A 26,146-nucleotide genomic window follows, 5' to 3' on the forward strand; every position below is an offset into this window, starting at 1 on the left:
GAAGGAAAAAAAGGAGAATATCATGATGGATTTTAAAGATGTCATACCTCAGATGCCCTTTATTTTAGAAGGTCTTAAAGTAACGCTTTCTATTGTTGTGGTATCACTGTTCCTTGGTTTTATTTTAGGAATCTTATTAACGCTCTGTAAAATTAGTGTATTTAAGCCGCTTATCTGGCTAGCAGATTTTTATACGTCAATCTTCCGAGGCACACCGCTTGTGCTTCAGCTTTTGATTATTTATTTTGGTCTTCCCCAGCTGCTCGGCTTTCAAATTGATCAATACTGGGCAGCTGTAGCAGCATTTTCACTAAACTCGGCGGCGTACGTTTCTGAGATCATTCGTGCAGGAATCAATGCCATTGATAAAGGGCAAAAAGAAGCGGCCGTTGCTTTAGGTATCCCGTATGCTAAAATGATGAAGGACTTATTGCTTCCGCAAGCATTCAAAAATATTTCACCAGCACTTGTGAACGAAACGATTACACTGACAAAAGAATCAGCGATTGTCACAGTCATTGGACTGGGCGATGTCATGAGACGAGCTTATCAAGCAGGTGCCGTCACCTATAACTATCTTGAACCGCTTATTTTTGCGGGTCTCATCTATTATGTCATCGTGCTTATTCTTACCTTCGTCGGCAAATCGGTGGAAAGGAAGTTAAAATCAAATGATTAAAATAGAGAAACTCACAAAATCTTTCGGTAAAAATGAAGTGTTGAAAGGGATTGATACCACGATTAAAGAAGGCGAAGTGGTAGCTGTCATCGGGCCTTCTGGTTCAGGAAAATCAACATTTCTTCGCTGTATTAACTTACTTGAAAAACCGACTTCTGGAGTGATTACGATTCAGGGGACGGAAATTACCAATCCAAAAACAAATGCATTAAAAGTGCGCGAGAATATTGGTATGGTATTTCAGCATTTTCACTTATTCCCGCACAAAACAGTGCTAGAAAATATTACGTATGCGCCAATGAATGTAAAGAACCAATCGAAGGAAGACAGCATCAAGCAGGCAGAGGAGCTTTTAAAAAAGGTTGGACTTTTAGAGAAAAAAGATGATTATCCGAACCGGCTGTCAGGTGGTCAAAAGCAGCGTGTCGCCATTGCACGTGCCCTTGCGATGACACCAGACATCATGCTTTTTGACGAGCCGACGTCTGCTCTTGATCCAGAAATGGTAAAGGAAGTATTAGAGGTCATGAAAGAGCTCGCTCAATCTGGGATGACGCTGATGATCGTCACACATGAAATGGGCTTTGCAAAAGAAGTGGCAGACCGTGTGATCTTTATGGATGATGGGAAAATTGTAGAGGATGCCAATCCTGTAGAATTCTTTGAATCTCCGTCTTCACAGCGTGCTCAAGATTTCTTACAAAAAATATTATAATGAAAAAAACGAGGAGGAGACTTAACATCTCCTTCTTTTTTTGATTATAATGGGGAAAGTAAAAAAAGTTCATCATTTCACAAAAGTAGACAGAAAAGAGTGAATCACATCATGTTTAAAATCGGCTACCGAACGCTGAAAACAGCATTAGGAACAGCTCTAGCCATTTACATTGCACAAATGCTCGGTCTGCAAAACTATTCAGCTGCCGGCATTATTACGATTCTTTGTATTCAGGTGACGAAAAAAAGGTCACTCCTCGCATCTGGGGCCCGCTTTGCCGCATGCAGTCTTGCCATCTTATTTTCTTATTTATTTTTTGATCTGATTGGGTATCATCCTTTTGTCATTGGACTGATGCTGCTCGTCTTTATTCCAACAACGGTCTTGCTTCGGATTAAAGAAGGGATTGTCACAAGTTCAGTGATTATCCTTCATTTGTATATGTCTGGAGGCATTACGCTTCATCTCATCTGGAATGAGCTTTTACTCATCACCATTGGTGTAGGGGTCGCACTCATTATGAACCTGTATATGCCTAGCGTTGATAAAAAGCTGAAACAATACAGTGAACAAATTGAAGCGAATTTTGCGAAAATCTTTGAAGAAATCGAGCAATATTTAATGACCGGAAAACAAGACTGGACAGGAAAAGAAATTCCAGAGACGCATCAATTGATTAAAGAAGCGAAGGCTCTTGCATACCGTGATGTTGAAAACCATGTCTTAAGACATGAAAATCTGTATTATCATTATTTCAACATGAGACAAAAGCAATTTGAAATCATTGAGCGTGTGCTTCCGAAAATTACGTCCATTTCTGTTACAACGGAGCATGGGCAAATCATTGCAGAATATATTAGAGATTTACGAGAACATATTCACCCAGGGAACACGGCGCATAAGTTCTTAAGACGCCTGATTGATATGAAAGAAGAGTTTGATGCACTGCCGCTTCCGCAAACACGTGAAGAATTTGAAGCTAGAGCCGCACTCTTTCATTTTCTCGGGGAAATGGAACAATATTTGGTGCTGAAAAGTTATTTTAAAGGGATGAAAGAATAAAGACGCATGAGTTCCTCCTTCATTGGTCAATCTAATGAAAAAGGAGGAGCCTATGCGTCTTTTATTTTATACTGTGCTGACCATGTCCCTTTCACCCATCTGGCCGCTTGGGCAAAACCCGCTTCCAGGAGACCCGTATGTCATTATTAATAAACAAACAAACGAGCTTGCGTATATTGATCATGGGGAAATTCAAAAAGTCTACCCGGCTTCTACTGGCAAAACAGCTGATTTAACGCCAGAAGGTGAATTTACGATTATGATCAAAGCGAAAGATCCTTATTACAGAAGAAAAAATATTGAAGGCGGCGCGAAGAATAACCCACTCGGCCGAAGGTGGATTGGATTTGATGCGCGAGGAACCGACGGGAGAACCTATGGCATTCATGGAACAAGTGATGAGACATCGATAGGGAAATTTATTACGGCGGGCTGTGTACGTCTTCATAATCAAGATGTAGAACGGCTATTTGATCAGCTTCCAGTTGGTACAAAGGTATGGATCACGACATCAAGCGATGCATTTGAAAAACTGGCCAAAGACAAACAGGCCATTCGTTAAAAAACGAATCACCTGCTTGTCTGCTTTTTTATCAACACTTTATAAAAAGGCTGCCGCTCCTGCTAAAAGTGAAGAAATTAACAGTAAGCTAATCATGAGCAATACCATAAATTTCATGAATTTCTGAGACATATCGCACCCCTATAATCAAATGTTTTTGCGACGAGCGCACCTTTCTTTATTCTAGCTCGTTTTTACGCAGGCGACAAGTGATGTACAAAGGAAGTGAACGGATGAATCAAATCGATCATATAGCCATTGCCGTTTTTTCAATTCAAAAAACAGCACGTACGTTCTCCAGGCTGTTTAACTGGGAATTTTCAGACATAGAAGTACTTCCAAATCAAGGGGTCAAAGTATCTTTTGCTTCCCTAGGTGATCTGCACATTGAGTTGATTGAACCGATATCAAATCACAGCACATTACATACCTTCTTAACAAAAAGAGGAGAGGGGCTTCATCATATTGCATTAAAGTCAGGTGACATTCAGGCTGATCTCAGTCAACTTGACGAGCTCGGCATGCAGCTCATTCAAAAGGACGCACAAAATGGTGCGAACGGAAAGCGCATCGCGTTTATTTCACCAAAAGAAACGTCAGGTGTGCTATTTGAATTGTGTGCGCCATTGAAAGGAGAGAAACAGGAAGATGCATGAATCGTTCAATGACTTGTCTGAATGGCGCGAGAAAGCTTTAAGGGGTGGCGGTGAAAAACGAGCAGCGGCTCACCGAAACAAAGGAAAGCTGACTGTTCGTCAGCGGCTTCATGAACTTCTTGATGAAGGCAGCTTTATGGAAATCCAGTCATTTGCTAAAGGCTCCCGCTCAGAGCATTTAGGGGATGGCGTTGTCACTGGGACGGGACTGATTCATGGGAAACAAGTAGGCGTTTATGCACAAGATGCGACCGTGTACGGGGGTTCGCTAGGGGACATGCATGCGAAAAAAATAGCGGCTTTAATGGATTTGGCTGCTAAAAATCAAATGCCTGTTATCGGTCTAAAAGACTCAGGTGGTGCGAGAATTCAAGAGGGTGTGGTATCATTAGAGGGATACGGTCAGATTTTTAAACGGAATGTGCTGTACTCTGGTCAAATTCCGCAAATATCCGTTATTTTAGGCTCCTGTGCGGGAGGTGCAGTTTATTCACCTGCATTGACGGATTTTGTATTCATGACGGAGCAAACAGCTCATATGTTTTTAACTGGTCCGAAAGTGATAGAAAAAGCAACAGGAGAGACGGTCTGTCCTGACCGGCTTGGAGGTGCAGCAGTTCAGCATCAAACAAGCGGGAATGTGCACTATACAGGGAAAGATGAGAGAGACGTGTTAAAAGCAGTTCGAACGCTTTTAACGTACATACCAACGAAACGACGGCCTGTCATTCATAATAAGGTGCAAAAGCATGATGCGAGCGATCTTGGGAACATCTTGCCAAAGGAGCCATCACGTACTTATGATGTCAAACAAGTGGTGACAGCGATCACCGACCACGGCTCATTTTTTGAAACGCAGCGTTGTTTCTCCAAAAATATCGTCACAGGTTTTGCCAGATTACAAGGGTCTTCCATTGGTCTTGTAGCCAATCAACCTAAGGTGCTGGCAGGAAGCCTTGACCTCAATGCTGCTGATAAAGCGGCTCGGTTTATTCGATTTTGCGATGCATTTCATATTCCCATTTTAACCCTTGTGGACGTTCCTGGTTTTTTGCCAGGTGAGAAAGCTGAGCATGCAGGCATTATCCGCCACGGCGCAAAGCTTCTGTATGCGTACGCTGAGGCGACCGTTCCAAAGATCACTGTGATTTTGCGAAAGGCGTTTGGCGGTGCATACGTTGCGATGAATAGTAAGGGCTTAGGTGCTGACTTTGTGTATGCATGGCCAGAGGCAGAAATTGATGTCATGGGAAAATCGTTTGCAGACGAAATTGTTCATCCTGCCTTGCGTGAGGTGGACAATGAACCTAGTGTCATGAAGGCAGCACAATTAGGATTAATCGACGATATTTTAATGCCAGATGAAACGAGAGAGCGGCTCATTCGCTCATTTGACCTGCTTCGCAGTAAGGAAGAAGATAGACCGTTAAAAAAGCATGGAAACATGCCGCTATAAGAGGAGGAACATCATCATGATCAATGAGAAACGCTTATTAGACGAATTTTTAGAACTTGTTCAAATCGATTCAGAAACGAAACATGAAGAAAAAATTGTTGAAGTCCTAAAAGAGAAATTTACTGGTTTAGGGCTTAATGTAGTTGAAGATGATTCAAAAGAGACAACCGGTCATGGAGCAGGCAATCTTATTTGCACACTTGAAGGGAATCAAGAGGCAGATACGATTTATTTTACTTCTCATATGGATACAGTTGTACCAGGTAATGGTGTTAAGCCAGTCATTGAAGACGGCTATGTCAAGACAGATGGCACAACCATTCTTGGTGCTGACGATAAAACAGGGCTTGCTGCGATGTTTGAAGCGATCCGTGTCCTAAAAGAGAAAAATGTACCGCATGGCAAAATTGAATTTGTCATTACAGCTGGTGAAGAATCAGGACTTGTAGGAGCAAAAGCGTTAGATCCGAAACTGATGACAGCAAAATATGGTTATGCGCTTGATTCAGATGGCAAAGTCGGTACCATCATCGTGGCTGCGCCAACACAGGCGAAAGTACGTGCAACCATTTACGGAAAAACAGCTCACGCAGGTGTGGCACCTGAAAAAGGCGTCTCTGCGATTACGATTGCATCAAAAGCGATCGCGAGCATGCCGCTTGGCCGTATTGATGAAGAAACAACGGCGAATATCGGCCGCTTTGAAGGCGGAACACAAACGAATATTGTCTGTGATCAAGTGGATATTTTGGCAGAGGCACGTTCTTTAGAACCGGCAAAAATGGAAGCGCAAGTAGCGAAAATGAAAGAAGCCTTTGAAAAAACCGCTAAAGAAATGGGCGGAAGTGCCGATGTACAAATTGACATCATGTATCCAGGCTTTAAATTCTCACACGGCGATCAAGTCGTTGAAGTGGCGAAAAAAGCGGCTGCGAAAATTGGCCGCCCTTCAGAACTACAGACAAGCGGGGGAGGCAGTGATGCAAACGTCATTGCTGGAAATGGCATCCCAACTGTCAACCTAGCTGTTGGATATGAAGATATTCATACGAAAAATGAGAAAATGCCGATTGAAGAATTAGTCAAGACAGCTGAAATGGTTCTCGCCATTATCGAAGAAACGACAAATCCATCGTAAAGGCAGGAGACTCTGTGAGCACGCAAAAGATCATTATTTTCCAAGTGGGACAAGAGGATTTTGGTATCAGCGTAGAGCATATACGCTCGATTGAGAAGGTCCCTTATTTACAAGAAGTATCGAACCTTCCAAAAGAGATTAAAGGACTCATGTCGTTAAGAGGAGAGGTCATTCCAGTCAGTGACACAGGTGTCATGCTGCACGGAAAACCTCTGGATGTAACCGAACAGTCTAAGGTTCTACTATTTGAATTAAACGATCAAATGATTGGCTGCCTTGTTTCTGATGCAAAAGATATCATTGATATCGAGCTAAGTGAGATCAAGCCATTTCATATGAACACAAAAGCATCTGAATATTTCTTCGGCGTCGTTGAGAGAGAGAACAAGATGATTTTACAAGTGGACCCTAATAAGTTTCTAGGGAAAATTGAGGATCTTGATCAATTGCCTGAGCGATTGAAAGAGGAATTGGCATAAACAAAGGCCCCTTATCCATGGATAAGGGGTCATTTTGCGTGCCGGAGCTCACGCATCTTTTATTTGTTGCGCTCTACAGAAGACAAATAAAGCCCCCTTATCATGTTCCGGTAAGGGGGCTATAATTTATTCAGCTGCTGGGTTAATTGAATTGTTTGCCGCAGCTTTTGTTTTTGATTTTTGGTACATCACATTTAAAATAATCGTTTGAATGGTGAGTAAAAGTCCACTTGTCATCCAATATAAAGGAAGAGCAGCGGGAGCATTAATTGATAGAAACAGCATCATGACTGGGAAAATCATGCCCATGATTTTTGCTTGTTTCAGTGCAGCTTCTGTTTGGGTGCCTGATTGTTTTGCGAATTTTTGTGTGACATAAAATTGCAAGAAATACATGGCCCCTGCAAAGATCGCTACCAAAAGATCAGTTTGTCCTAAGTTAAACCATAAGAACGAATGTGTTGCAATCTCAGGTGTTGAGCGGATTGCTGAGTAAAAGCCAAGAACAATTGGGATTTGAATCAGCATCGGCAGACAGCCCATTGCCAGCGGGTTCACATTGTTGTCTTTATATACTTTCATCATTTCCATTTGCAGTTCTTTTTGTTTTTCAGGTTCTTTCGTTTTTTTCAATTTGCTTTGTATTTGGTCAATCTGAGGTTTAACGAGTGCCATTTTCTCTTGCATCACTCTCTGCTTTTTAAATTGGTTTGCAAAAAGCGGGAAAATAAGCAGCCGGACAATCAATGTCACGAACATAATAGATAAACCGTAGTCATCATGGAAAAAGTTCGCAAGCCAGATAATCAACTCAGAAAAAGGCTGAACAAAATAATGATGGAAAAACCCATCAGAGCTTGTATTTGTTTGCGCACTGGCAGCAAATGCCGGTGACGCTACCATCATCAAAAATAAAGTCGTACAAATTGTCAATAAACGTTTCAATTCGTTTCCTCCTCAATAATAAAATCTAATAAGAGAGAGGAAGCGAATGGTCTTCATCATCATTTGATGATCTTTTCATTCGAATGACTTTACTAATCCAAGTTGTAATGCGATCATATATGATAAACAGAAAGTCTGTTCGATTCAAACAAGATGCATCCAACTCTTCTAAACGATGTCCTCCGAGGTGCTCGTTCATTCGGCAGTCTTTTAATAAGAAAGCAATACCGATGGCGGTCAGCGCTGGAAGAATAATCGTAAAGAATTCAACAAGGAAAAAGACTTCATTGAATGTATCAATAATCATGATTATCACATCCATTTCATTACTCACAGTGTACTATACACCATATGAAATGTCTAATAGAACAAACAGGTGAAATCACGGTGAAGTGAAGGAAAGTAGATCACCTAAGGAGGCAAGCAAATGGCTGATTCTCAAAAGAAGGGGCGAATCATTTTTCATATTGATATGAATAGTTTTTATGCATCGGTAGAAATGGCGTATGATCCTTCTTTGAGAGGGAAACCTTTAGCCATTAGCGGAAATGCAAAAGAGCGCAAAGGCATAGTTGTAACCTGCAGCTACGAGGCAAGAGCACTCGGGGTGAAGCCGCCGATGCCACTTTGGGAAGCGAAGCGGCTATGTCCGGGACTGATTGTGCGTACACCCAACTTCGACCGGTACCGCAGCTCCTCACAAGAAATGTTTACCATACTAAGAGAATATAGTGACTTAGTTGAACCCGTTTCAATTGATGAAGGCTATATTGATTTAACCGATACACCTTATGCTGAGCATGCCGTAAAAACCGCTCATGATATTCAAACGAGGCTCGTAGAAGAGCTCATGCTTCCATCGAGTATTGGCATTGCACCGAATAAATTTCTAGCGAAGATGGCGTCTAATTGGAAAAAGCCAATGGGCATTACCATTTTGCGTAAACGAGATGTCCCGACAATGCTCTGGCCGCTCCCTGCAGGTGACATGCATGGGGTTGGACAGAAAACGGCAGATAAGCTGAAAACCATCGGAATTCATACTATTGAAGATTTAGCAAAAGCGAATGAATATGCGCTGAAAGAGTTATTAGGCATCAATGGACCGAGGTTAAAGCAAAAAGCAAACGGAGAGCATGACGGCATTGTCGACCCAGAAAGAATATACGAATTTAAATCTGTCGGCAATTCTTCCACTCTTCCTCACGATTCTGATGATACAGATGAACTCGTCTCATTAATAGAAAAACTGTCGCAATCGGTGAGTGCCAGATTACGAAGAAAAGAAGTGATGGCGAACCGGCTGCTCATTATGATTCGGTATGCAAGCTGGAAAAATATCACACGGAGCGTCACACTCACGAATCCAACTGATCGAAAGGAAGATCTATTTGAGGCGGCAAAGCAGCTATTCCTAAAGCATTGGAATGACCAGCCAGTAAGACTTTTAGGTGTGACGGGGACCGATCTTGTGGAACGAAAATCAGCCGTCAAGCAGCTTGATTTATTCTCTTATACAGAAGATGCAAAAGACGAACCGCTCCAATCTCTTTTAGACGGACTGAAAGAAAAATACGGTAAACCACTCATTCAAAGAGGGGTGACCATTAAGGAAAAAGAGAGCAAAACAAGTGGTACAAGTTTTAATAAAGACTTTTTTCAGGACGAAAGAGGAAATGACTAGCCTGAAAACTTGATAAAAGAGGTGATGTTGTGGTAATTTCAAAGGGTACATCATTTCAGCAGTAATCAATATAGTGTGTTAGAAGGGACGTCAGAATTATGTCAAAACAACAAATCGGTGTCGTTGGACTAGCCGTTATGGGGAAAAACCTTGCCCTAAATATTGAAAGCCGCGGTTTCTCCGTGTCCGTTTATAACAGATCTAGCAGCAAAACAGAAGAGTTTCTTCAAGAATCACAAGGGAAAAACGTTGTAGGCACATACAGCATTGAAGAATTTGTTCAATCGCTTGAAACGCCGCGTAAAATTCTTTTAATGGTAAAAGCAGGTGCAGCAACAGATGCAACCATTCAATCATTACTGCCTCACCTAGAGAAAGGTGACATTTTAATTGATGGTGGAAATACATATTACAAGGATACACAAAGACGTAACCAAGAGCTTGCGGAAAGTGGTATTCACTTCATTGGTACAGGTGTTTCTGGCGGTGAAGAAGGCGCACTTAAAGGTCCTTCTATCATGCCTGGCGGTCAAAAAGAAGCGCACGAGCTAGTGAAACCAATTTTAGAAGCCATCTCTGCGAAAGTAGATGGTGAGCCTTGTACAACGTATATCGGTCCAGATGGAGCAGGACATTATGTCAAAATGGTTCATAACGGTATCGAGTACGGAGACATGCAATTGATCTCTGAATCATACTTTATCTTGAAGCATGTCGCTGGTTTATCAGCAGGGGAGCTTCATGAAGTATTCTCAGAGTGGAATAAAGGAGAACTTGACAGCTACTTAATCGAAATCACAGCTGACATTTTCACAAAAGTGGATGAGGAAACAAACCAGCCGCTAGTAGATGTCATCTTAGATAAAGCTGGCCAAAAAGGAACTGGAAAATGGACAAGCCAAAGCTCACTTGATTTAGGTGTTCCGCTTCCAATCATTACGGAATCTGTTTTCGCTCGTTTTATTTCTGCGATGAAAGATGAGCGTGTGGAAGCAAGTCAATTAATTCAAGGGCCTGAGCCAACTCAATCAGCTGAAGATAAACAAGCATTAATTGAAGCTGTTAGAAAAGCTCTCTTCATGAGTAAAATCTGCTCATATGCACAAGGTTTTGCGCAAATGAAAGCAGCGTCTGATGAGTATAACTGGGATTTGAAATACGGTGAAATTGCGATGATCTTCCGCGGTGGATGTATCATTCGTGCAGCCTTCCTGCAGCAAATCAAAGAAGCATATGACCGTAACCCTGAATTGAAAAACCTATTGCTTGATCCTTACTTCAAGGATATCGTAGAAAGCTATCAATCATCACTTCGTAAAGTGATTTCACTTGCAGTAGAACAAGGTGTTCCTGTTCCTTCATTCTCAAGTGCACTTGCTTACTTTGATAGCTATCGTACAGCTGTCCTTCCAGCTAACTTAATTCAAGCACAGCGTGACTACTTCGGCGCACATACGTATGAGCGTACAGATAAAGAAGGCGTCTTCCATACTGAATGGATGAAATAAGTATAAAACCTCAAAAGACCTTACCTTGGTAAGGTCTTAGATTGTTGACAAAGGGCTAAAATGAACTTGATTTTAGCCCTTTGTCTTCTTTTTAGCGTGATAGAAAACCTTTGCAGGACTGACACCGAATGCGAGGGTTTGTCTACACGCTGTGACCTTACCTTTGGTAAGGTCTTTTTTGTGTTTACATCTATTCGGCTAAAAATCCGAAAAAGAGGGATGCTAAGTAAAAAAGAACAGAAAGTAGGGATAGAAGTGGGCATTTTATATGCACTTCTCCCAGCGATATTTTGGGGAAGTATTGTTCTCATCAGTGTCAAACTTGGCGGGAATGCCTATCAGCAAACACTCGGCATTACCCTCGGCGCTTTTTTGTTTTCAATCGGCGCCTATTTGATCAAAATGCCGGAACTGACACCGCTTATTTTTGCGGTTTCCGTTATCTCTGGGATCTTTTGGAGTATTGGGCAAATGAATCAGCTTTCAAGTGTCGCCTTTCTAGGGGTGTCAAAGGCTGTTCCTTTATCAACGGGTATGCAGCTTGTGAGCACGACATTATTTGGTGTCATCGTCTTCAAAGAATGGCAAACCATGACGGTCATACTTATTGGTTCTTGTGCCATTTTATTTATTATTGCTGGCGTTGTCATGACATCCCTCGGTCAAAAAAAGAGTGGCGGAAACGAAGGCGGCAATTTTAAAAAGGGAATCATCATTTTGCTCATCTCAACCGTAGGCTACGTCGGATATGTCGTCATTTTAAGATGGTTTCACATAGATGGCTGGTCTGCGCTCGTTCCACAATCTGTCGGCATGCTGCTTTCATCGTTAGCGATTAGTCTAAAGCAAGACCCGTTTAGCAAATATACGTTCAGAAATATCATTGCTGGTCTTGTGTGGTCGACAGGAAATCTAGGGCTTCTTTTGGCGATTCCACTCATTGGCGTAGCAGTAAGTTTTTCCATGTCTCAAACAGGAATTGTCATCTCGACTTTAGGCGGTATTTATTTATTAAAAGAGAAAGCATCTAAAACAAGCTTTGTCATTGCAGGCTGCTTGATGATTATCGCAGGCGGTGTGCTACTAGGTTTTACAAAATAGGAGGTTTAAGCGAATGTATCCAGATTTGGAAGGAAAAACAGTTCTCATCACAGGAGCAGGTACAGGGATAGGTCAGGCGATGGCGCGCCGGTTTGGACAAGAAAAAGCCAATGTAGTGATCAATTATTTCTCAGATAAAGAAAACCCGGACGACACGATTGCTGAGATTCAAAAAAGTGGCGGACAGGCTGTCAAAATTCAAGGGGATGTATCAAAAGAAGAGGATATGAAGGCGATGATTGATCAAGCTGTCAATACATATGGCAGTCTTGATGTCATGATCAATAATGCAGGAATTGAAAATGAAGTTCCTTCAACTGAAATGACGCTAGATAACTGGAACAAAGTGATGTCCACCAATTTAACAGGAATGTTTTTAGGGTGCCGTGATGCATTAAAGTATATGACAGAACACGGGATCGAGGGGTCGATTATTAATATGTCGTCGGTCCATCAGCAAATTCCGTGGCCTCATTTTGTCCATTATGCAGCAAGTAAAGGAGGCGCCAAGCTTTTGACGGAAACGCTGGCACTAGAATATGCCCCTAAAAAAATTCGTGTAAACAGCATTGCACCAGGCGCAATTGATACCCCGATCAATGCCGAAAAATTTGATGATCCAGCATTGAAAAAGGGCGTCATTGAGCTGATACCGATTGGTTATATCGGAAAACCGGAAGAAGTGGCAGCATGTGCTGTCTGGCTTGCATCAAAAGAGGCGAGCTATGTGACAGGGTTGACGTTATATGTAGACGGCGGTATGACCAAGTACCCTGGATTCCAAGCAGGAAAAGGATAATCGTGATGATCACGGGCTGGGCCCAGAGGACAACACAACACCAAATTATGATCTAGTATGTGCATGTGAAGACTAGTGAAAAGCGTGTGTATCAACATTCACACGCTTTTATCCGTTTATACGCCCTATTCAAATATGTTCGTTTCTTTTACAGGCTTTACACAAATTTTGATTGCAAAGATATGAATAGATTCGAAAAGTAGCAGCAAAAGACGTTTACCTATCCATCAAATTGAGTGGGAATAGAATCTGTTTCCATCTCTGGGCAGTTACTTCTCATGATTTATGGGATGAAAAATTGGGTTTTTGAATGAGCTAAGTCATTAGCACTTATTTTAACAAAGTTCTCAAAGACTGTCTTCAGAAGAAGAAGCTACTTTATGGTTCATTCGGAGAGTATTTTTTAAAAGAAAAGGGGTCTCGTTCATATCTGGATGAGATCTTTTTTGTTCTGAAAGCTTGTTGTGAGTATTGATACGGTCATTTTTAAAATAAAATACAGACATATATAATTAAATGTCTAGACATTTAAAAATAAAAATATATAATATTAACTGGAAGCGCTTTTATTACAACAATGGGGTGAGAGAAATGAAACGTATTTTATTAGCATGCAGTTCAGGTATGTCTACGAGTTTACTAGTCACAAAGATGAAGGCACATGCTGAGTCTATAGGGGAAGAAGCAGAGATTTGGGCAGTCGGACAAGACCAAGCGAAAAAAGAAATGGCACATGCCGATGTTGTATTAATTGGACCGCAAATGAGCTTTTTAAAAGGGGATCTTCAAAAAGAAGCTCAAAAATATGGGATTGAAGTAGAGGTCATCGATATGCAGGCGTATGGGCTAGCAGATGGACAAAAAGCGTATGAACAAGCGGTTTCATTGATGGGGGAATCTTAAAGGATGGAAAAGAAAACACTCGAAGGACTCACGGAAGAACAAATCAGTTTTCAATTGATCTTACACAGCGGAAATGCACGAAGCAAATTGCTTCAATCTCTTAAACAATTTAGAGAAGGTCATGAAACAGTAGCATCTGACCTTCTCAAAGAAGCGGAAGATGACTTGCAGAATGCACATGATATTCATTTTCAAATGGTACAGCAAGAGGCAAGCGGAGAAACGATTTCATTCTCCTTGCTGCTCATGCATGCCGAAGATCATTTCATGTCAACGATGACGATAAAAGAGCTTGTGGGAGAGCTCTTACCGATATTGCAATCATTGAAACAATAAAGGGTGTAAACAAGGGGGGAAACCAATGTTTGATAAAATAAGTGCGATTTTGGTTCCGATTGCTGGGAGATTGAACAACAATCGCTATCTAGGGGTATTAAGGGATGCCTTTATGCTTGCGTTCCCATTAACGATTTTTGGTTCCATCATGGTCGTATTAATGAATTTGCCATTTTTAGATAAGATCATGAGTCAAACAGCACTGGAAGGTGTTCAGTCTGCACTGAATATTGCACCGAGTGCGACCATCAGCATTATGAGTGTGTTTGTTGTATTTGGGATTGGCTACTATTTATCGAAAAGCTATGATGTGGAAGCTGTCTTTGGCGGTGTGATCGCTTTAGCCTCTTTTCTGCTCCTTACGCCATTTTTACTAGAGCAAGAGGGCGGTGCATCCATTGCAGGCGTCATCCCAGTCGATCGTTTAGGTGCAAAGGGAATGTTCCTTGGAATGATCACAGGCTTTTTGTCGGCTGAAATTTATCGCTATTTTGTCCAAAAGAAATTTGTCATCAATATGCCGCAAGGAGTTCCGCCAGCTGTCTCTAAGTCTTTTGCTGCACTCATCCCGGCTACTTTGACACTCACAACCTTTTTACTGATCAATATCATCATTACACAAGGGTTCAAAACCAACATGCATGACTTGATTTACAATGCGATTCAGGCGCCGCTTGTCGGACTTGGAAGCGGTATCATTCCGACCTTGATCGCTATTTTCTTTATACAAATTCTTTGGTTCTTTGGGCTCCACGGCCAAATTATTATCAACTCTGTCATGGACCCGATTTGGAATACATTGTCCATTCAAAATCTAGAAAGCTACACAAAAACAGGTGAGGTTCCGAACATCATCAGCAAGCAGTTTATCGAAATCTATACAGTGGGTATGGGTGGAACCGGTATGACGCTGGCTGTTGTGTTTACAATTTTAATTTTCCTTAAAAGTAAGCAATTGAAACAAGTAGCAAAGCTCGGCTTAGGACCAGGTTTATTTAACGTCAATGAACCCATTATCTTCGGTTTACCGATTGTGATGAACCCGCTTATTCTCATTCCATGGATTTTGGCACCAATGGTGATTACTTGTATTTCTTATTTTGCGATGGCCGCAGGTATTGTGCCGCCTCCGACAGGCGTGAATATTCCTTGGACAGTCCCGATCTTTATTAGCGGAGTCATGGCAACAAATTCATTAGCGGGCGGTCTGCTTCAGCTGTTTAATTTAATGATTGTGTTTGTTATTTGGTTCCCGTTCCTAAAATTTATTGATCGTATGAATGTGAAAAATGAAAAAATAGTCACGACAGAAAAAACGAAACAAACAAACATCAAAGGTGAAGGAGACTCAATACATGTCGATGGAAACTAACAGTCAATCATATACATTTCCAGAAGGTTTCTGGTGGGGATCTTCTGCCTCTGCTACGCAAACAGAAGGCAGTTATCCAGGAGATGGAAAGGGTCCGAACATTTGGGATCACTGGTTTGAAAAAGAGCCAAATCGTTTTTTTCAGGGCGTCGGTCCAGGTGTAACCTCGCAATTTTATCGTAAATACAAAGAGGATATCCGCCTCATGAAGGAGATTGGGCACAACTCGTTTCGTCTATCTATTTCATGGTCACGCCTTTTACCTGAGGGAAAAGGGGCTTTTAATGAAGAAGCTGTGGCTTTTTACAATGATGTGATCAATGAACTAATAGCCAGTGACATTGAACCGTTTGTGAACTTGTATCATTTTGATATGCCAATGGCGCTTCAGGAGACGGGAGGATGGGTAAACAGGCAGGTCGTAGACGATTATGTCAGCTATGCGACATTGTGTTTTCAGCTATTTGGCGACCGGGTGAAAAAATGGTTTACCCATAACGAGCCGATTGTCCCTGTAGAGGGTGGATATATGTATAGCTTCCATTATCCAAACGAAGTTGATTTCCAAAAGGCAGTGCAAGTTGGATTTCATGAGATTTTATCAAATGCTAAGGCCATTGCGGCCTATAAAGAGATGAAGCAGGATGGGAAAATAGGCATTATCCTCAACCTTACTCCATCGTATCCGCGAAGCCAGAATCTGCGGGATGTCGAAGCAGCTGAGATGGCTGACGCCTTCTTTAACCGGTCCTTCCTAGATCCAGCTGTGAAAGGACATTTCCCTGAAAAGCTAGTGGACGTGTTAAAGAAAGAAGGATTGATGCCGGCTATGGAGGAAGGAGACCTTGAACTCATTCAAGAGAACACGATCGACCTTCTCGGCATCAACTATTATCAGCCAAGAAGAGTGAAAGCAAAGGAACACATGCCTCACCCTGATGCACCATTTATGCCAGATCATTATTTCGATTCTTTTGAAATGCCGGGCAGAAAAATGAATGTGTACCGAGGCTGGGAAATCTATGAAAAGGGTATTTACGATATATTGAAAAAAGTCCAGACAGACTATGGGAATATTGAATGCTTTATTTCTGAAAATGGAATGGGTGTTGAAGGAGAAGAGCGGTTTCAGGATGAAGAAGGAATGATTCATGACGATTACCGCATTGATTTTATTTCTGAGCATCTTAAATGGGTGCATCAAGCCATCCAAGAAGGAAGTCATGTAAAAGGCTATCACCTGTGGACGTTTATGGATAATTGGTCATGGTCGAATGCCTATAAAAATCGCTATGGATTTGTCTCAGTGGACCTTGAGAATGACGGGAAACGTACCATCAAAAAAAGTGGCTACTGGTTTCAATCGGTTTCAGAGAATAATGGTTTCTAATCAAGATACTTGCTCTTTCCTTGAAAAGGGCAAGTATTTTTCTTATGTAAAGATGAAAGGGTTGAAATGAAAGTGGCTCGAACCTTTTAAGCGCACTAGGCTTAGTGTAGAATGAGAGGAAGGCTAGAAAGCGCTATAATAGGATATGAAAAAACAAGTCAGTTGGTGGTGTGAGATGACAAAGTACGAACTCATTTCAGAAGAAATTAGAAAAAGAATAGGAACAGCATATTATCCAGAAGATCAACCCATTCCAGATGAAAACTCGCTTGCCGCTGAATTTAAATGCAGCAGAATGACGATGAAACGTGCGCTCGATCTTTTAGTGGCGGAAGGTCTGCTCTTTAGAAAAAGAGGTCATGGCACATTTATTGTGAAGGCAGCACTAAATCAAGGTGCGATCAACGTATCAGGTCATGAAAATAAAGGGTTCACGAAAGTGATGGCAGATAAAAACGTGACGAGCCAAATCATTCGCTTTGATGTGCATTTTCCAAGTGAAGAGGTGGCAGCTCATTTATCCATTGACTCAAGCACACCCGTCTATGACATTATTCGGCTCCGTTTGGTAGAAGAAGAGCCATATGTATTAGAAAAAACCTTTATGCCTGTCAATGTCATTAAAGGAATAGATGAAGAGGTTTTATTGGGGTCTATCTATAGCTACATTACAAACACACTTCATTTAAAAGTGGCAGGAGCGCACAAAAAAATTAGAGCGGCTAAATCAGATCAGCTTGATCAGCAATATTTAGGCTGTGACCCTACGGATCCGGTGCTAGAAGTGGAGCAGGTGGCTTATTTAAACACAGGCCGGCCGTTTGAATATTCCTTTAGCCATCATCGCTATGATAAATTTGATTTTTCAACGGTTGAAATTACGAAAACACGACTTTAAAAAAAGAGCAGAACCCCCTCAATCGGGAGACTGCTCTTTTTTTGTTGATTTTATATATTCCACCAGTGATATCCATCTTTTTCAAGAAGCTGATCTGCTTCTTTTGGTCCCATAGAACCAGCAGGGTAATTTGGTTTTAACGTTTTGGTTTCAGCCCATTTTTCTGAAATTGGATCAACAAAGTTCCAAGACAGTGCCACTTCATCCCAGTGGGCAAAGTTTGTTGCGTCACCTAGCAAACAGTCATGAATCAGCTTTTCATACGCTTCTGGTGTATTCATGATGTCGTTGTAATTTGTTTGATAGTCCAGCTTAATTGGTTTAGCATACGTTCCGCCATCAAGCTTGCGAGCATTAAGGTGAAGGGTAATGCCTTCGTCTGGCTGAATGTGAATCACAAGTAAGTTTGGATGCATGGAATTCCCGTTTCCATAGTACAGGTTCATCGGAATGTCTTTAAATTGCACCACGATTTGAGTGGATTTCTTTTCTAGACGTTTTCCTGTACGAATGTAAAATGGTACCCCGGCCCATCTAAAGTTATCGATGAGAAGTTTCCCTGCAACGAATGTTTCTGTGTTGGAGTTTGGGTCCACATTTTGCTCTTCAAGATAGGAAGGAACCATATTGCCATCAATCGTTCCTGCATCATACTGTCCGCGGACAAAGAATTGATCCACTTCATCTTTCGAGAAAGGACGAAGCGCACGCAATGCTTTCCGTTTTTCGCTACGGATTTCCTCTGTATTGAGCTTAATCGGCGGCTCCATGGCTAGTAGTGCAACCATTTGAAGCATATGGTTTTGGACCATATCTCTCAGTGCACCAGAACTCTCGTAATATCTCGCACGGTCTTCGACGCCTAATGATTCACTCGATGTGATTTGAATGTTTGAAATGTAACGGTTTGTCCAAAGCGGTTCAAAGATCGCATTCGCAAAACGAATCACCTCAATGTTTTGCACCATCTGTTTACCGAGGTAGTGGTCAATACGATAAATTTGATCCTCTGTAAATGCATCTCGGATCTCTTCATTTAATGTTTTGGCACTAGGGAGGTCATGACCAAACGGTTTTTCAATGACAAGTCGAGACCATCCAGTCGTTTCTGATACGCCTTCACTTTTTAAAAACTTCGCAATGGTTCCGAAGAATTCCGGTGCCATCGCTAAATAGAACATCCGGTTATTTGGGATACTGTATGTATCTTCAAGACCAGAAAGAAGTGTGTTCAGTGCTTGATAGGAAGCAGGGCTTGAGACATCAAAGTCATGGTAATAGAAATGAGAAATAAATTCCTCTGCTTTTGCTTCTGCATCATCAGAAGAGACCGATTCTTTTACCACAGCTCTTAGGTCTTCATGAGACCAAGGACGACGTCCAACACCTACAACAGCGAATTGATCTCCAAGCTTTCCGCTATGATAAAGTCTATGTATAGAAGGGTAGAGCTTGCGTTTTGCAAGGTCTCCTGTTGCGCCAAAGATGACAATGACTGCTTTTGGATAGTTAGTTTCTGTATTCACGAAAAGTACCTCACTTTATTCGTAGCATTGTTGTAAAAACCGAGAATGTATGTACATTTTCTTTATTTTAAAGGTTCATTGTTCGTAAAGCAAACATTTGATTCGACTTTTTCTGCCCAAGTTTGACTTTTTTCAAAAATTCCGCTGAATTCACATTTATCCTGTCTTCATGTATTCTATATGAATGAAGAGATTGTATACCGGCTGTAGGAGGAAATCGTAATGGAACTGCTCTTTTTAGGAACAGGTGCAGGCATTCCTGCAAAAACAAGAAACGTCACTTGCACTGCGCTGAAGCTTTTAGAAGAGAGAAAAGCCGTGTGGCTTTTTGATTGCGGAGAAGCGACGCAGCATCAAATATTACATACAACGATTAAACCAAGAAAAATTGAGAAGATCTTTATCACGCATATGCACGGTGATCATGTATATGGTCTCCCGGGTCTGCTTGGCAGCAGGTCCTTTCAAGGCGGAGAGGATAAATTGACGATATATGGTCCAAGCGGCATTAAAGCTTTTGTAAACGCGGCACTTTCAGCGACGCAAACGCATTTGACTTATCCGCTGCATATCATAGAAATAGAGGAAGGGATCGTTTTTGAAGATGATACCTTTCAAGTAGAAGCAAAACGAGTGTCTCATGGGATCCCAGCTTACGGTTATCGGGTCGTGGAAAAAGATGTACCCGGTGCACTAAAAGCCGAAGACCTAAAAAAAATCGGTGTAAAACCTGGACCTTTGTATCAGAAGTTGAAAAATGGGGAAACCGTTACACTCGAAGATGGAAGAATGATTGATGGAACCGATTATTTGGAACCCCCTAAAAAAGGGAGAATCGTTGCATTTTCAGGAGATACCCGTTTGTGCGAGAATATAACAAGGCTTGCCAAGAATGCGGATGTGTTAGTCCATGAAGCAACATTTGGGAAAGAAGATGCAGAACTAGCCTATAATTATTATCACAGTACGACAGAACAGGCAGCAAAAACAGCGCAGGAAGCAGGCGCAAAAAGACTGATTTTGACCCATATTAGTGCACGGTACCAAGGGGAAGAGTCACTGAAACAATTACTCAAAGAAGCCCGCGATATATTCCCGCTGACTGAAGCTGCACATGATTTCTTTTCTTTTCCTATAGACCGTACCCTGTAAAAATTGGATGAATCGTCAAAAATAGTTGTGTGATTTTTTTGATATTTATGATGACGCTCTTTTTCAGGTAGTGGTAAAATGGTGAAGAAAAAACAAATGACGAATTACACTATGAAGAATACGGGAGGCACAATCAAAGATGAGCGGTTTTACAGCGTTAAGTGAAGCAGAATTAAATGACCTATATGCAGCACGACAAAAAGAATTTGAAACGTACAAAAGTAAAAACTTACACTTAGACATGTCAAGAGGGAAACCTTCACCAAAACAGCTCGATTTATCTATGGGCATGCTCGATGTCGTGACATCAAAGGATGCAATGACAGCTGAGGATGGTACAGATGTGCGAAACTATGGCGGCTTGACAGGCCTTCCTGAAACAAAGAAATTTTTTGCAAGTGTGCTCAATCTGAAGCCAGAACAAATCATCATTGGCGGTAATTCTAGTCTGAATATGATGCATGACACAATTGCACGTGCTATGACTCACGGCGTATATGGCAGCAAAACACCTTGGGGAGAGCTTCCAAAGGTAAAATTCCTTGCACCAAGCCCAGGATATGATCGTCATTTTGCCATTTGTGAGCATTTTAACATAGAGATGATTACGGTAGATATGAAGTCGGATGGACCTGACATGGATCAGGTGGAAAAATTGGTTGCAGAAGATGAAGCCATCAAAGGGATTTGGTGTGTACCGAAATATAGTAACCCTGACGGCATTACGTATTCAGATGAGGTTGTTGACCGTCTTGCTTCTATGCAGACAAAAGCAGACGACTTCCGTATTTTTTGGGATGATGCCTATGCAGTCCACCATCTAACAGATACGCCTGATACGTTAAAAGATATTTTTCAAGCAGTAGACAAAGCAGGACATGCAAACCGTGTGTTTATGTTCGCCTCTACTTCTAAAATTACGTTCCCAGGCTCGGGTGTTGCACTGATGGCATCTAGTCAGGACAACGTCAGCTTTATTCAAAAACAGCTATCAGTTCAAACCATTGGGCCAGATAAAATCAATCAATTAAGACACCTTCGTTTCTTCAAGAATCCAGAAGGATTGAAGGAACATATGAAAAAGCATGCAGCGATTATTAAGCCGAAATTTGACCTCGTTCTTTCGATCCTTGATGAAAAGCTTGGTGGAACAGGCATCGCTGAGTGGCACAAACCAAATGGCGGATATTTTATCAGCTTAAATACACTCGATCATTGTGCAAAAGCTGTTGTGCAAAAAGCGAAAGAAGCCGGTGTGACACTAACAGGTGCAGGGGCGACATATCCTTATGGAAACGATCCGCTTGATCGTAACATCCGTATTGCGCCAACGTTCCCAACACTTGAAGAACTAGAGCAGGCGATTGACATCTTTACGTTATGCGTTCAGCTTGTCAGCATTGAAAAGTTGCTGTCTGAGAAAAGTCAATCAGCACCAACGGTATAATGAAAAAACTCCTTGACTGATGTCCGGTCAAGGAGTTTTTGTTTTTAGTTAGCTGTTTGATAATAAGAGACAGGCTGTTTTGCTGCACACCATACATCATAAATCGCCAGCTGCACAATATGTGGTTCATCGTGATGAATATAGTGCGAGCTGTTCTGCGCCTGAATCCATCCGCTTTGGGATGATAATGTGAGCATTCGTTTATGAAGCCTGAGCCAAGCTTCATGTGCTGGATGAAACAAGCGGCTTTTGCCTGATGAAATGACAAGAAGGGGCATCATCCCATAATGCGTTTGCTCCTCTTTGATCGTACGCAGCATTTGCTCAAAGTCCTCATGTGTACATTCTGCTGTGAACTGCGCCATATATGAAGTGCGTTCTTCCTTTGATAAGAGCGGCAGAATGACCTGCTCTTGCTCCTCACTTGCTGGGTCTAGAAGGACCATACCGATAACATCTTCTTTTCTGCGGCTTGCCCATAAGCGACTGACAAGAGAGCCAAATGAGTGCGCCACAATGAGAAATGGCGGCTGAATATTGGCTTGATGTAAGAGTGTATCTAAATCATCCGCAAGATCATGCAAAGTTCTTCCTTCTTTGCTTTCACTGCTTTTTCCATTGCCTAAACGGTCATATAAGAAAACACCAAGCTCTGGGTCAATATCACGAGCGATATTCGCCCACGTATCGCCTGAAATTCCATATCCTGCTTCAAAAATAATGGTGGCTTGCTTTTTTCCTTGACGATGCCTTGTATAAAAGTGATGCCCATCTATATGATACGTTCTTTCAATCAATGCCGAGTTCATTCTTCCATCTCCTCTAAGTGGTTCTTTAGCTAAAAGACGGCACAAAAGGCAAAGATGTTTCTCTTAAAAACAAAAAAGATGCCTATTTCAAAAAATAGACACCTTTTTGCTTAGAGATGTTACCAAGCACGATCGTATTGGCGCGGGCTTTCGATGGATGTACGAAGCTCTTTAGCGGCTGTTTTTGGGAAATAAGGATCCCGTAAAAATTCTCTGCCGATAAAGATCAAGTCAGCACGCTGATTTTGTAAAATTTCTTCGGCCTGTACACCAGATGTGATCATACCGACAGCGGCTGTTTGGATGCCGGCACCTTCTCTTATTTTCTCAGCAAAGGTGACTTGGTAGCCGGGGAAAGTTTTAATACTGGCTTGCACCACAGCGCCTGAGCTCACATCAATTAGATCGACTCCTTGCTCTTTCAACCATGCAGCAATGCCAATATAATCTGCAATATCTAGTCCTTTTGTTGTGTAATCGGAAGCGGATACACGGACAAATAATGGTCCATCCCACACTTCATTGACTGCATCAACCACTTCTCTCAAGAAGCGATAACGATTTTCTGGTGAACCGCCATATTCATCTGTCCGGTGATTGGCAAGCGGTGAGAGAAATTCGTTAATCAAATAGCCATGCGCACCATGAATCTCAATGATGTCAAATCCAGCTTTCTTGGCGCGGACAGCGGCATCTTGAAACGCCTGAACGGTGTCTTTTATTTGATCGATAGACATCTCAAGAGGTGTTTTAGATTGCTCGTCAAATGGAATGCTGGATGGAGCAAAAATGTCACCATCTAGCTCAGCCTTGCGTCCTGCATGGGCTAGCTGGATGGCCGTTTTTGTTCCGTACGCTTTGATTTGTTCGTTTAATGAGGCAAACCCTTCAATGTGCTCATCACTCCAAATTCCGAGATCCTGATCACTAATTCTTCCCTCAGGTGAAACAGCACTTGCCTCGACCATAATTAATCCGGCCTGACCTTGCGCACGGGAAATATAATGTGCAAAGTGGAAAGGCTGTAATTTTCCATCACGGTCATAGGATGAATACATACACATCGGGGACATGACGATGCGGTTTTTGAGTGTGACACCTTTTAATGTCCAAGGTGAAAAAAGCTTTGTTTCCAATTACCTTCGCCTCCTCATAGAATGGTATAGCCGATTATAACAGTCATTCAAACATTCGTCATAAAAGGTGCTCAAACCATATAGCTTTTGAACATGATTTTGTATAATGAAAGATATGGACATCAAAGGGGGATAAACGGATGAAATGGCAAACGGAAAGTGAACTAAAGGAGCTACTCACAGCTCTGATGCAGTATGAAAGCATATCTGGTACAACGGGAGAAGTCGCATTAGCGGAATATTTATATTACTTGCTGAGGGAGCGTCCATATTTTGAGCAGCATCCTGATCACTTGGCTTTGCATCCAATGAAAGATGGCCGGTATTTTTTAACGGCACTTGTCAAACGAAGTACGCTGCCACGTACTGTTTTACTCCTCAGCCATTTTGATGTCGTCGATACAGAGGATTACGGAGAATTTCAAAATATGGCGTGTAAGCCCGAAGAGTTAATGGCGTCCTTTTCTCAAAAAAGTGCACTTCTTCCAAAAAGGGCAAGAGAGGATTTAGCTTCAGGTGACTGGCTGTTTGGACGAGGGTCCATGGATATGAAAGCAGGCCTGACTGTCCAGCTTTCCATGCTAGAAAGAGCGATGGCGGGGAGGTTTGAAGGAAATATTCTGCTAGTCACAGTGCCAGATGAAGAAGTGAATTCACAGGGGATGCTGGAGGCTGTTCCGAAACTAAAGGAGCTCAAGCAGAAGTATGACCTTGATTATACCGCGTGTTTAAACAGTGAGCCGATGTTTGAAAAGTATCCCGGGGATGCGCACCAATACATCTATACAGGTAGTATAGGGAAGGTACTTGCGGGATTTTTCTGCAAAGGAATTGAAACACATGTAGGTGAGCCCTTCTCAGGATTAAATGCAAATTTTATGGTATCTGAATTAAACAGGCTGTTAGAACTGAATAGTGATTATTGTGAGGAAGTAGATGGTGAAGTGACACCACCTCCGACCAATTTGATGCAAAAGGATTTGAAAGAAGCTTACTCTGTTCAAACGCCTCACACGGCTGTTTCTTTATTTAATGTGCTGATGATGAACCGCTCTAGTGAAGAGCTTCACGGGCTCCTCTATGAAACTGCGAAACAAGCAGCAGCCCAAATCGAAGCCAATCTCAAACAGAAAACCGCTGCATTTCAACGCTTTAAACATTTTACACCCATCGATACAAACATCACGGTGTTAACGTATCATGAGCTGTACGAAAAAGCTGCTGAACGATCCGGCAAGCAGGAGGTCGAGCGAATTGTCAACTACGCCTTTGCCAACCGGGGTGAGCTAGGGGATCGTGATTTTTCAACCAAAATTGTATCAGAACTGACGACCCTTTGTAAGGAAGATGGAGCACTGATTGTGTTGTTTTATAGTCCGCCATTTTACCCATCTGTTTCTTCAACAGATGATCTGCATATTCAAACGACCTTAAAGAAGATTCAAAGAGAAGCAAAAGAGATCTATGGAATCGAAGTAGAAGAAGTCAAATATTTTCCTGGTTTATCTGATTTAAGCTACTTACAGCTTGAAAATCAAGATATAGAGGATTATACAGCCAACATGCCGCTATACCAAAAAGGTTACTCGTTACCACAAGGAGAAAAAGAAGCTCTTAACGTTCCTGTCATCAACGTTGGTCCATTAGGAAAGGATGCGCACAAATGGACAGAACGGCTGCATGTCCCATTCTCTTTTGGCGTTTTGCCGTCGCTCTTACAATCAACAATTCATGCTTTATTAGAAAAGAATTAAGTGAAAGCTCTATCGTCATGATAGGGCTTTTCTTGATATCAATCACCTTCTGTCTAAAGAAATAGAGTATGATATAGAATAATACTTACATATATTTGAAGGGGGATTGTGAGAGTGAAAACAGGAGTACTAACAAAAACAGAGATCATGAGATCACTTCATGAGAGTTTGCGTAAGCTTGAGGAGTTAGTATGGACATGTGATGAGGCTACATTAGATGAATCTTTTGGGGAAGGCAAGTGGTCGATTAAACAAATTGTTGGACATTTGTATGATACAGAAGAAGTCTGGTCAGAGCGGATAGAGCAGGCAATATCAAATGAGCACACGCTTTTCGCATCATATGATCCAGAGATATATGTGAAGGGAAGAGCTTATGAAATGTATACCGCACAAGAGGTCAGTGCATTGATTGAACGCCTAAAAGAAAGCAGAAACAAAACACTGCAGCTATTAGAAAAGGATACATGGGATTTTTCAGGCCTCCATCCTGAAGAAGGGATGATGACAGTCCAAATTTTAGCTGAAACCATTGCTTTACATGAAATTCATCACCTCGATCAAATCAAAGCCATCATGTCCATGAGAGCATCGAGTGATAGATGAAAAGCACCTGTCATCAAGGCAGGTGCTTTT

General features: G+C 41.8%; 27 protein-coding genes. 21 read left to right on the forward strand and 6 right to left on the reverse strand.

Annotated elements, in window-relative coordinates; translation table 11 throughout:
* Positions 1–25: 25 nt before the first annotated feature.
* The 4 genes from artQ (at position 26) to FBF75_RS13135 (ending at position 3,021) form a co-directional block, all read left to right on the forward strand.
* Positions 26–679, forward strand: coding sequence for an arginine ABC transporter permease ArtQ (gene artQ, locus FBF75_RS13120; protein ID WP_008342239.1), 654 nt, complete (start codon positions 26–28; stop codon positions 677–679).
* The gene (gene artM, locus FBF75_RS13125) at positions 672–1,394 is read left to right on the forward strand and encodes an arginine ABC transporter ATP-binding protein ArtM (RefSeq protein ID WP_017357952.1); all 723 of its coding nucleotides are present in this window, start codon (positions 672–674) and stop codon (positions 1,392–1,394) included. Before artQ ends, artM begins: the two co-directional genes overlap by 8 nt.
* A gap of 111 nt (positions 1,395–1,505) precedes the next feature.
* On the forward strand, positions 1,506–2,459 hold the full coding sequence (locus tag FBF75_RS13130; protein ID WP_007501130.1) for an aromatic acid exporter family protein: 954 nt from the start codon (positions 1,506–1,508) through the stop codon (positions 2,457–2,459).
* Positions 2,460–2,511: 52 nt separating this feature from the next.
* Complete coding sequence (locus tag FBF75_RS13135) at positions 2,512–3,021, forward strand: L,D-transpeptidase (RefSeq protein ID WP_035702811.1); 510 nt, start codon at positions 2,512–2,514, stop codon at positions 3,019–3,021.
* A gap of 39 nt (positions 3,022–3,060) precedes the next feature.
* Here FBF75_RS13135 and prli42 read toward each other — a convergent pair whose 3' ends face one another.
* Entirely contained in the window at positions 3,061–3,153 is a 93-nt protein-coding gene (gene prli42, locus FBF75_RS19695) for a stressosome-associated protein Prli42 (protein WP_017357951.1), read from the reverse strand.
* 101 nt (positions 3,154–3,254) lie between these two features.
* On the opposite strand from prli42, the gene mce reads away from it, so the two are divergent.
* Genes mce through FBF75_RS13155 form a run of 4 tightly spaced genes read left to right on the forward strand, consistent with a single transcriptional unit; the run spans position 3,255 to position 6,750 of the window.
* Complete coding sequence (gene mce / locus FBF75_RS13140) at positions 3,255–3,677, forward strand: methylmalonyl-CoA epimerase (RefSeq protein ID WP_017367566.1); 423 nt, start codon at positions 3,255–3,257, stop codon at positions 3,675–3,677.
* Positions 3,670–5,133: an acyl-CoA carboxylase subunit beta gene (locus FBF75_RS13145; protein WP_136944822.1), complete on the forward strand. Its 1,464-nt coding sequence runs from the start codon at positions 3,670–3,672 to the stop codon at positions 5,131–5,133. Before mce ends, FBF75_RS13145 begins: the two co-directional genes overlap by 8 nt.
* 16 nt (positions 5,134–5,149) lie before the next feature.
* Positions 5,150–6,271, forward strand: coding sequence for a tripeptidase T (locus FBF75_RS13150; protein ID WP_035390776.1), 1,122 nt, complete (start codon positions 5,150–5,152; stop codon positions 6,269–6,271).
* A 14-nt stretch (positions 6,272–6,285) separates the two neighbouring features.
* Entirely contained in the window at positions 6,286–6,750 is a 465-nt protein-coding gene (locus tag FBF75_RS13155; protein WP_008342245.1) for a chemotaxis protein CheW, read from the forward strand.
* A gap of 126 nt (positions 6,751–6,876) precedes the next feature.
* Here FBF75_RS13155 and FBF75_RS13160 read toward each other — a convergent pair whose 3' ends face one another.
* Positions 6,877–7,695, reverse strand: coding sequence for a membrane protein insertase YidC (locus FBF75_RS13160; RefSeq protein WP_017367563.1), 819 nt, complete (start codon positions 7,693–7,695; stop codon positions 6,877–6,879).
* A gap of 25 nt (positions 7,696–7,720) precedes the next feature.
* Positions 7,721–8,002 carry a hypothetical protein gene (locus FBF75_RS13165; protein WP_008342247.1) on the reverse strand — a complete coding sequence of 94 codons (282 nt, stop codon included), beginning with the start codon at positions 8,000–8,002 and terminating at the stop codon, positions 7,721–7,723.
* A 120-nt stretch (positions 8,003–8,122) separates the two neighbouring features.
* On the opposite strand from FBF75_RS13165, the gene FBF75_RS13170 reads away from it, so the two are divergent.
* From FBF75_RS13170 to FBF75_RS13210, 9 genes are all read left to right on the forward strand, one after another.
* The gene (locus FBF75_RS13170; RefSeq protein ID WP_007501120.1) at positions 8,123–9,379 is read left to right on the forward strand and encodes a DNA polymerase IV; all 1,257 of its coding nucleotides are present in this window, start codon (positions 8,123–8,125) and stop codon (positions 9,377–9,379) included.
* A 98-nt stretch (positions 9,380–9,477) separates the two neighbouring features.
* On the forward strand, positions 9,478–10,887 hold the full coding sequence (gene gndA / locus FBF75_RS13175; protein ID WP_025207592.1) for an NADP-dependent phosphogluconate dehydrogenase: 1,410 nt from the start codon (positions 9,478–9,480) through the stop codon (positions 10,885–10,887).
* A gap of 255 nt (positions 10,888–11,142) precedes the next feature.
* Positions 11,143–11,988, forward strand: coding sequence for a GRP family sugar transporter (locus FBF75_RS13180; protein ID WP_024718904.1), 846 nt, complete (start codon positions 11,143–11,145; stop codon positions 11,986–11,988).
* Positions 11,989–12,001: 13 nt separating this feature from the next.
* Positions 12,002–12,787, forward strand: coding sequence for a glucose 1-dehydrogenase (locus FBF75_RS13185; protein WP_041091776.1), 786 nt, complete (start codon positions 12,002–12,004; stop codon positions 12,785–12,787).
* 591 nt (positions 12,788–13,378) lie between these two features.
* Positions 13,379–13,690, forward strand: coding sequence for a PTS sugar transporter subunit IIB (locus tag FBF75_RS13190; RefSeq protein ID WP_017367558.1), 312 nt, complete (start codon positions 13,379–13,381; stop codon positions 13,688–13,690).
* Between the two features lie 3 nt (positions 13,691–13,693).
* Positions 13,694–14,026, forward strand: coding sequence for a PTS sugar transporter subunit IIA (locus tag FBF75_RS13195; RefSeq protein WP_025207591.1), 333 nt, complete (start codon positions 13,694–13,696; stop codon positions 14,024–14,026).
* Positions 14,027–14,051: 25 nt separating this feature from the next.
* Positions 14,052–15,398, forward strand: coding sequence for a PTS cellobiose transporter subunit IIC (celB, locus tag FBF75_RS13200; protein WP_007501108.1), 1,347 nt, complete (start codon positions 14,052–14,054; stop codon positions 15,396–15,398).
* A complete protein-coding gene (locus FBF75_RS13205) occupies positions 15,382–16,788 on the forward strand; it encodes a glycoside hydrolase family 1 protein (protein WP_136944823.1) in 1,407 nt (468 codons plus the stop codon). Before celB ends, FBF75_RS13205 begins: the two co-directional genes overlap by 17 nt.
* Positions 16,789–16,963: 175 nt before the next feature.
* Complete coding sequence (locus FBF75_RS13210) at positions 16,964–17,686, forward strand: GntR family transcriptional regulator (RefSeq protein WP_017357941.1); 723 nt, start codon at positions 16,964–16,966, stop codon at positions 17,684–17,686.
* Positions 17,687–17,736: 50 nt separating this feature from the next.
* On the opposite strand, the gene zwf is transcribed toward FBF75_RS13210, so the two are convergent.
* The gene (gene zwf, locus FBF75_RS13215; RefSeq protein ID WP_008342269.1) at positions 17,737–19,212 is read right to left on the reverse strand and encodes a glucose-6-phosphate dehydrogenase; all 1,476 of its coding nucleotides are present in this window, start codon (positions 19,210–19,212) and stop codon (positions 17,737–17,739) included.
* A 222-nt stretch (positions 19,213–19,434) separates the two neighbouring features.
* Here zwf and rnz point away from each other — a divergent pair, with 222 nt between their 5' ends.
* The gene (gene rnz / locus FBF75_RS13220; protein WP_035390762.1) at positions 19,435–20,364 is read left to right on the forward strand and encodes a ribonuclease Z; all 930 of its coding nucleotides are present in this window, start codon (positions 19,435–19,437) and stop codon (positions 20,362–20,364) included.
* Between the two features lie 139 nt (positions 20,365–20,503).
* Positions 20,504–21,811 carry an aspartate aminotransferase type Ic gene (locus FBF75_RS13225; protein WP_017357939.1) on the forward strand — a complete coding sequence of 436 codons (1,308 nt, stop codon included), beginning with the start codon at positions 20,504–20,506 and terminating at the stop codon, positions 21,809–21,811.
* 44 nt (positions 21,812–21,855) lie between these two features.
* Here FBF75_RS13225 and FBF75_RS13230 read toward each other — a convergent pair whose 3' ends face one another.
* Both FBF75_RS13230 and namA read right to left on the reverse strand, forming a co-directional pair.
* Positions 21,856–22,620 carry an alpha/beta fold hydrolase gene (locus FBF75_RS13230; RefSeq protein ID WP_041091946.1) on the reverse strand — a complete coding sequence of 255 codons (765 nt, stop codon included), beginning with the start codon at positions 22,618–22,620 and terminating at the stop codon, positions 21,856–21,858.
* A gap of 119 nt (positions 22,621–22,739) precedes the next feature.
* A complete protein-coding gene (gene namA / locus FBF75_RS13235; RefSeq protein WP_058214167.1) occupies positions 22,740–23,756 on the reverse strand; it encodes an NADPH dehydrogenase NamA in 1,017 nt (338 codons plus the stop codon).
* Positions 23,757–23,896: 140 nt separating this feature from the next.
* Between namA and FBF75_RS13240 the strand changes: the two genes are divergently transcribed.
* Together FBF75_RS13240 and FBF75_RS13245 are read left to right on the forward strand one after the other, a co-directional pair.
* Entirely contained in the window at positions 23,897–25,510 is a 1,614-nt protein-coding gene (locus FBF75_RS13240; RefSeq protein WP_058214168.1) for a M20/M25/M40 family metallo-hydrolase, read from the forward strand.
* A 114-nt stretch (positions 25,511–25,624) separates the two neighbouring features.
* Positions 25,625–26,116, forward strand: a complete 492-nt coding sequence (locus tag FBF75_RS13245) for a DinB family protein (protein ID WP_035390754.1) — start codon at positions 25,625–25,627, stop codon at positions 26,114–26,116.
* Positions 26,117–26,146 lie beyond the last annotated feature (30 nt).

The organism is Bacillus sp. S2(2019), from assembly GCF_005144805.1.
Taxonomy (GTDB): domain Bacteria; phylum Bacillota; class Bacilli; order Bacillales; family Bacillaceae; genus Bacillus; species Bacillus altitudinis.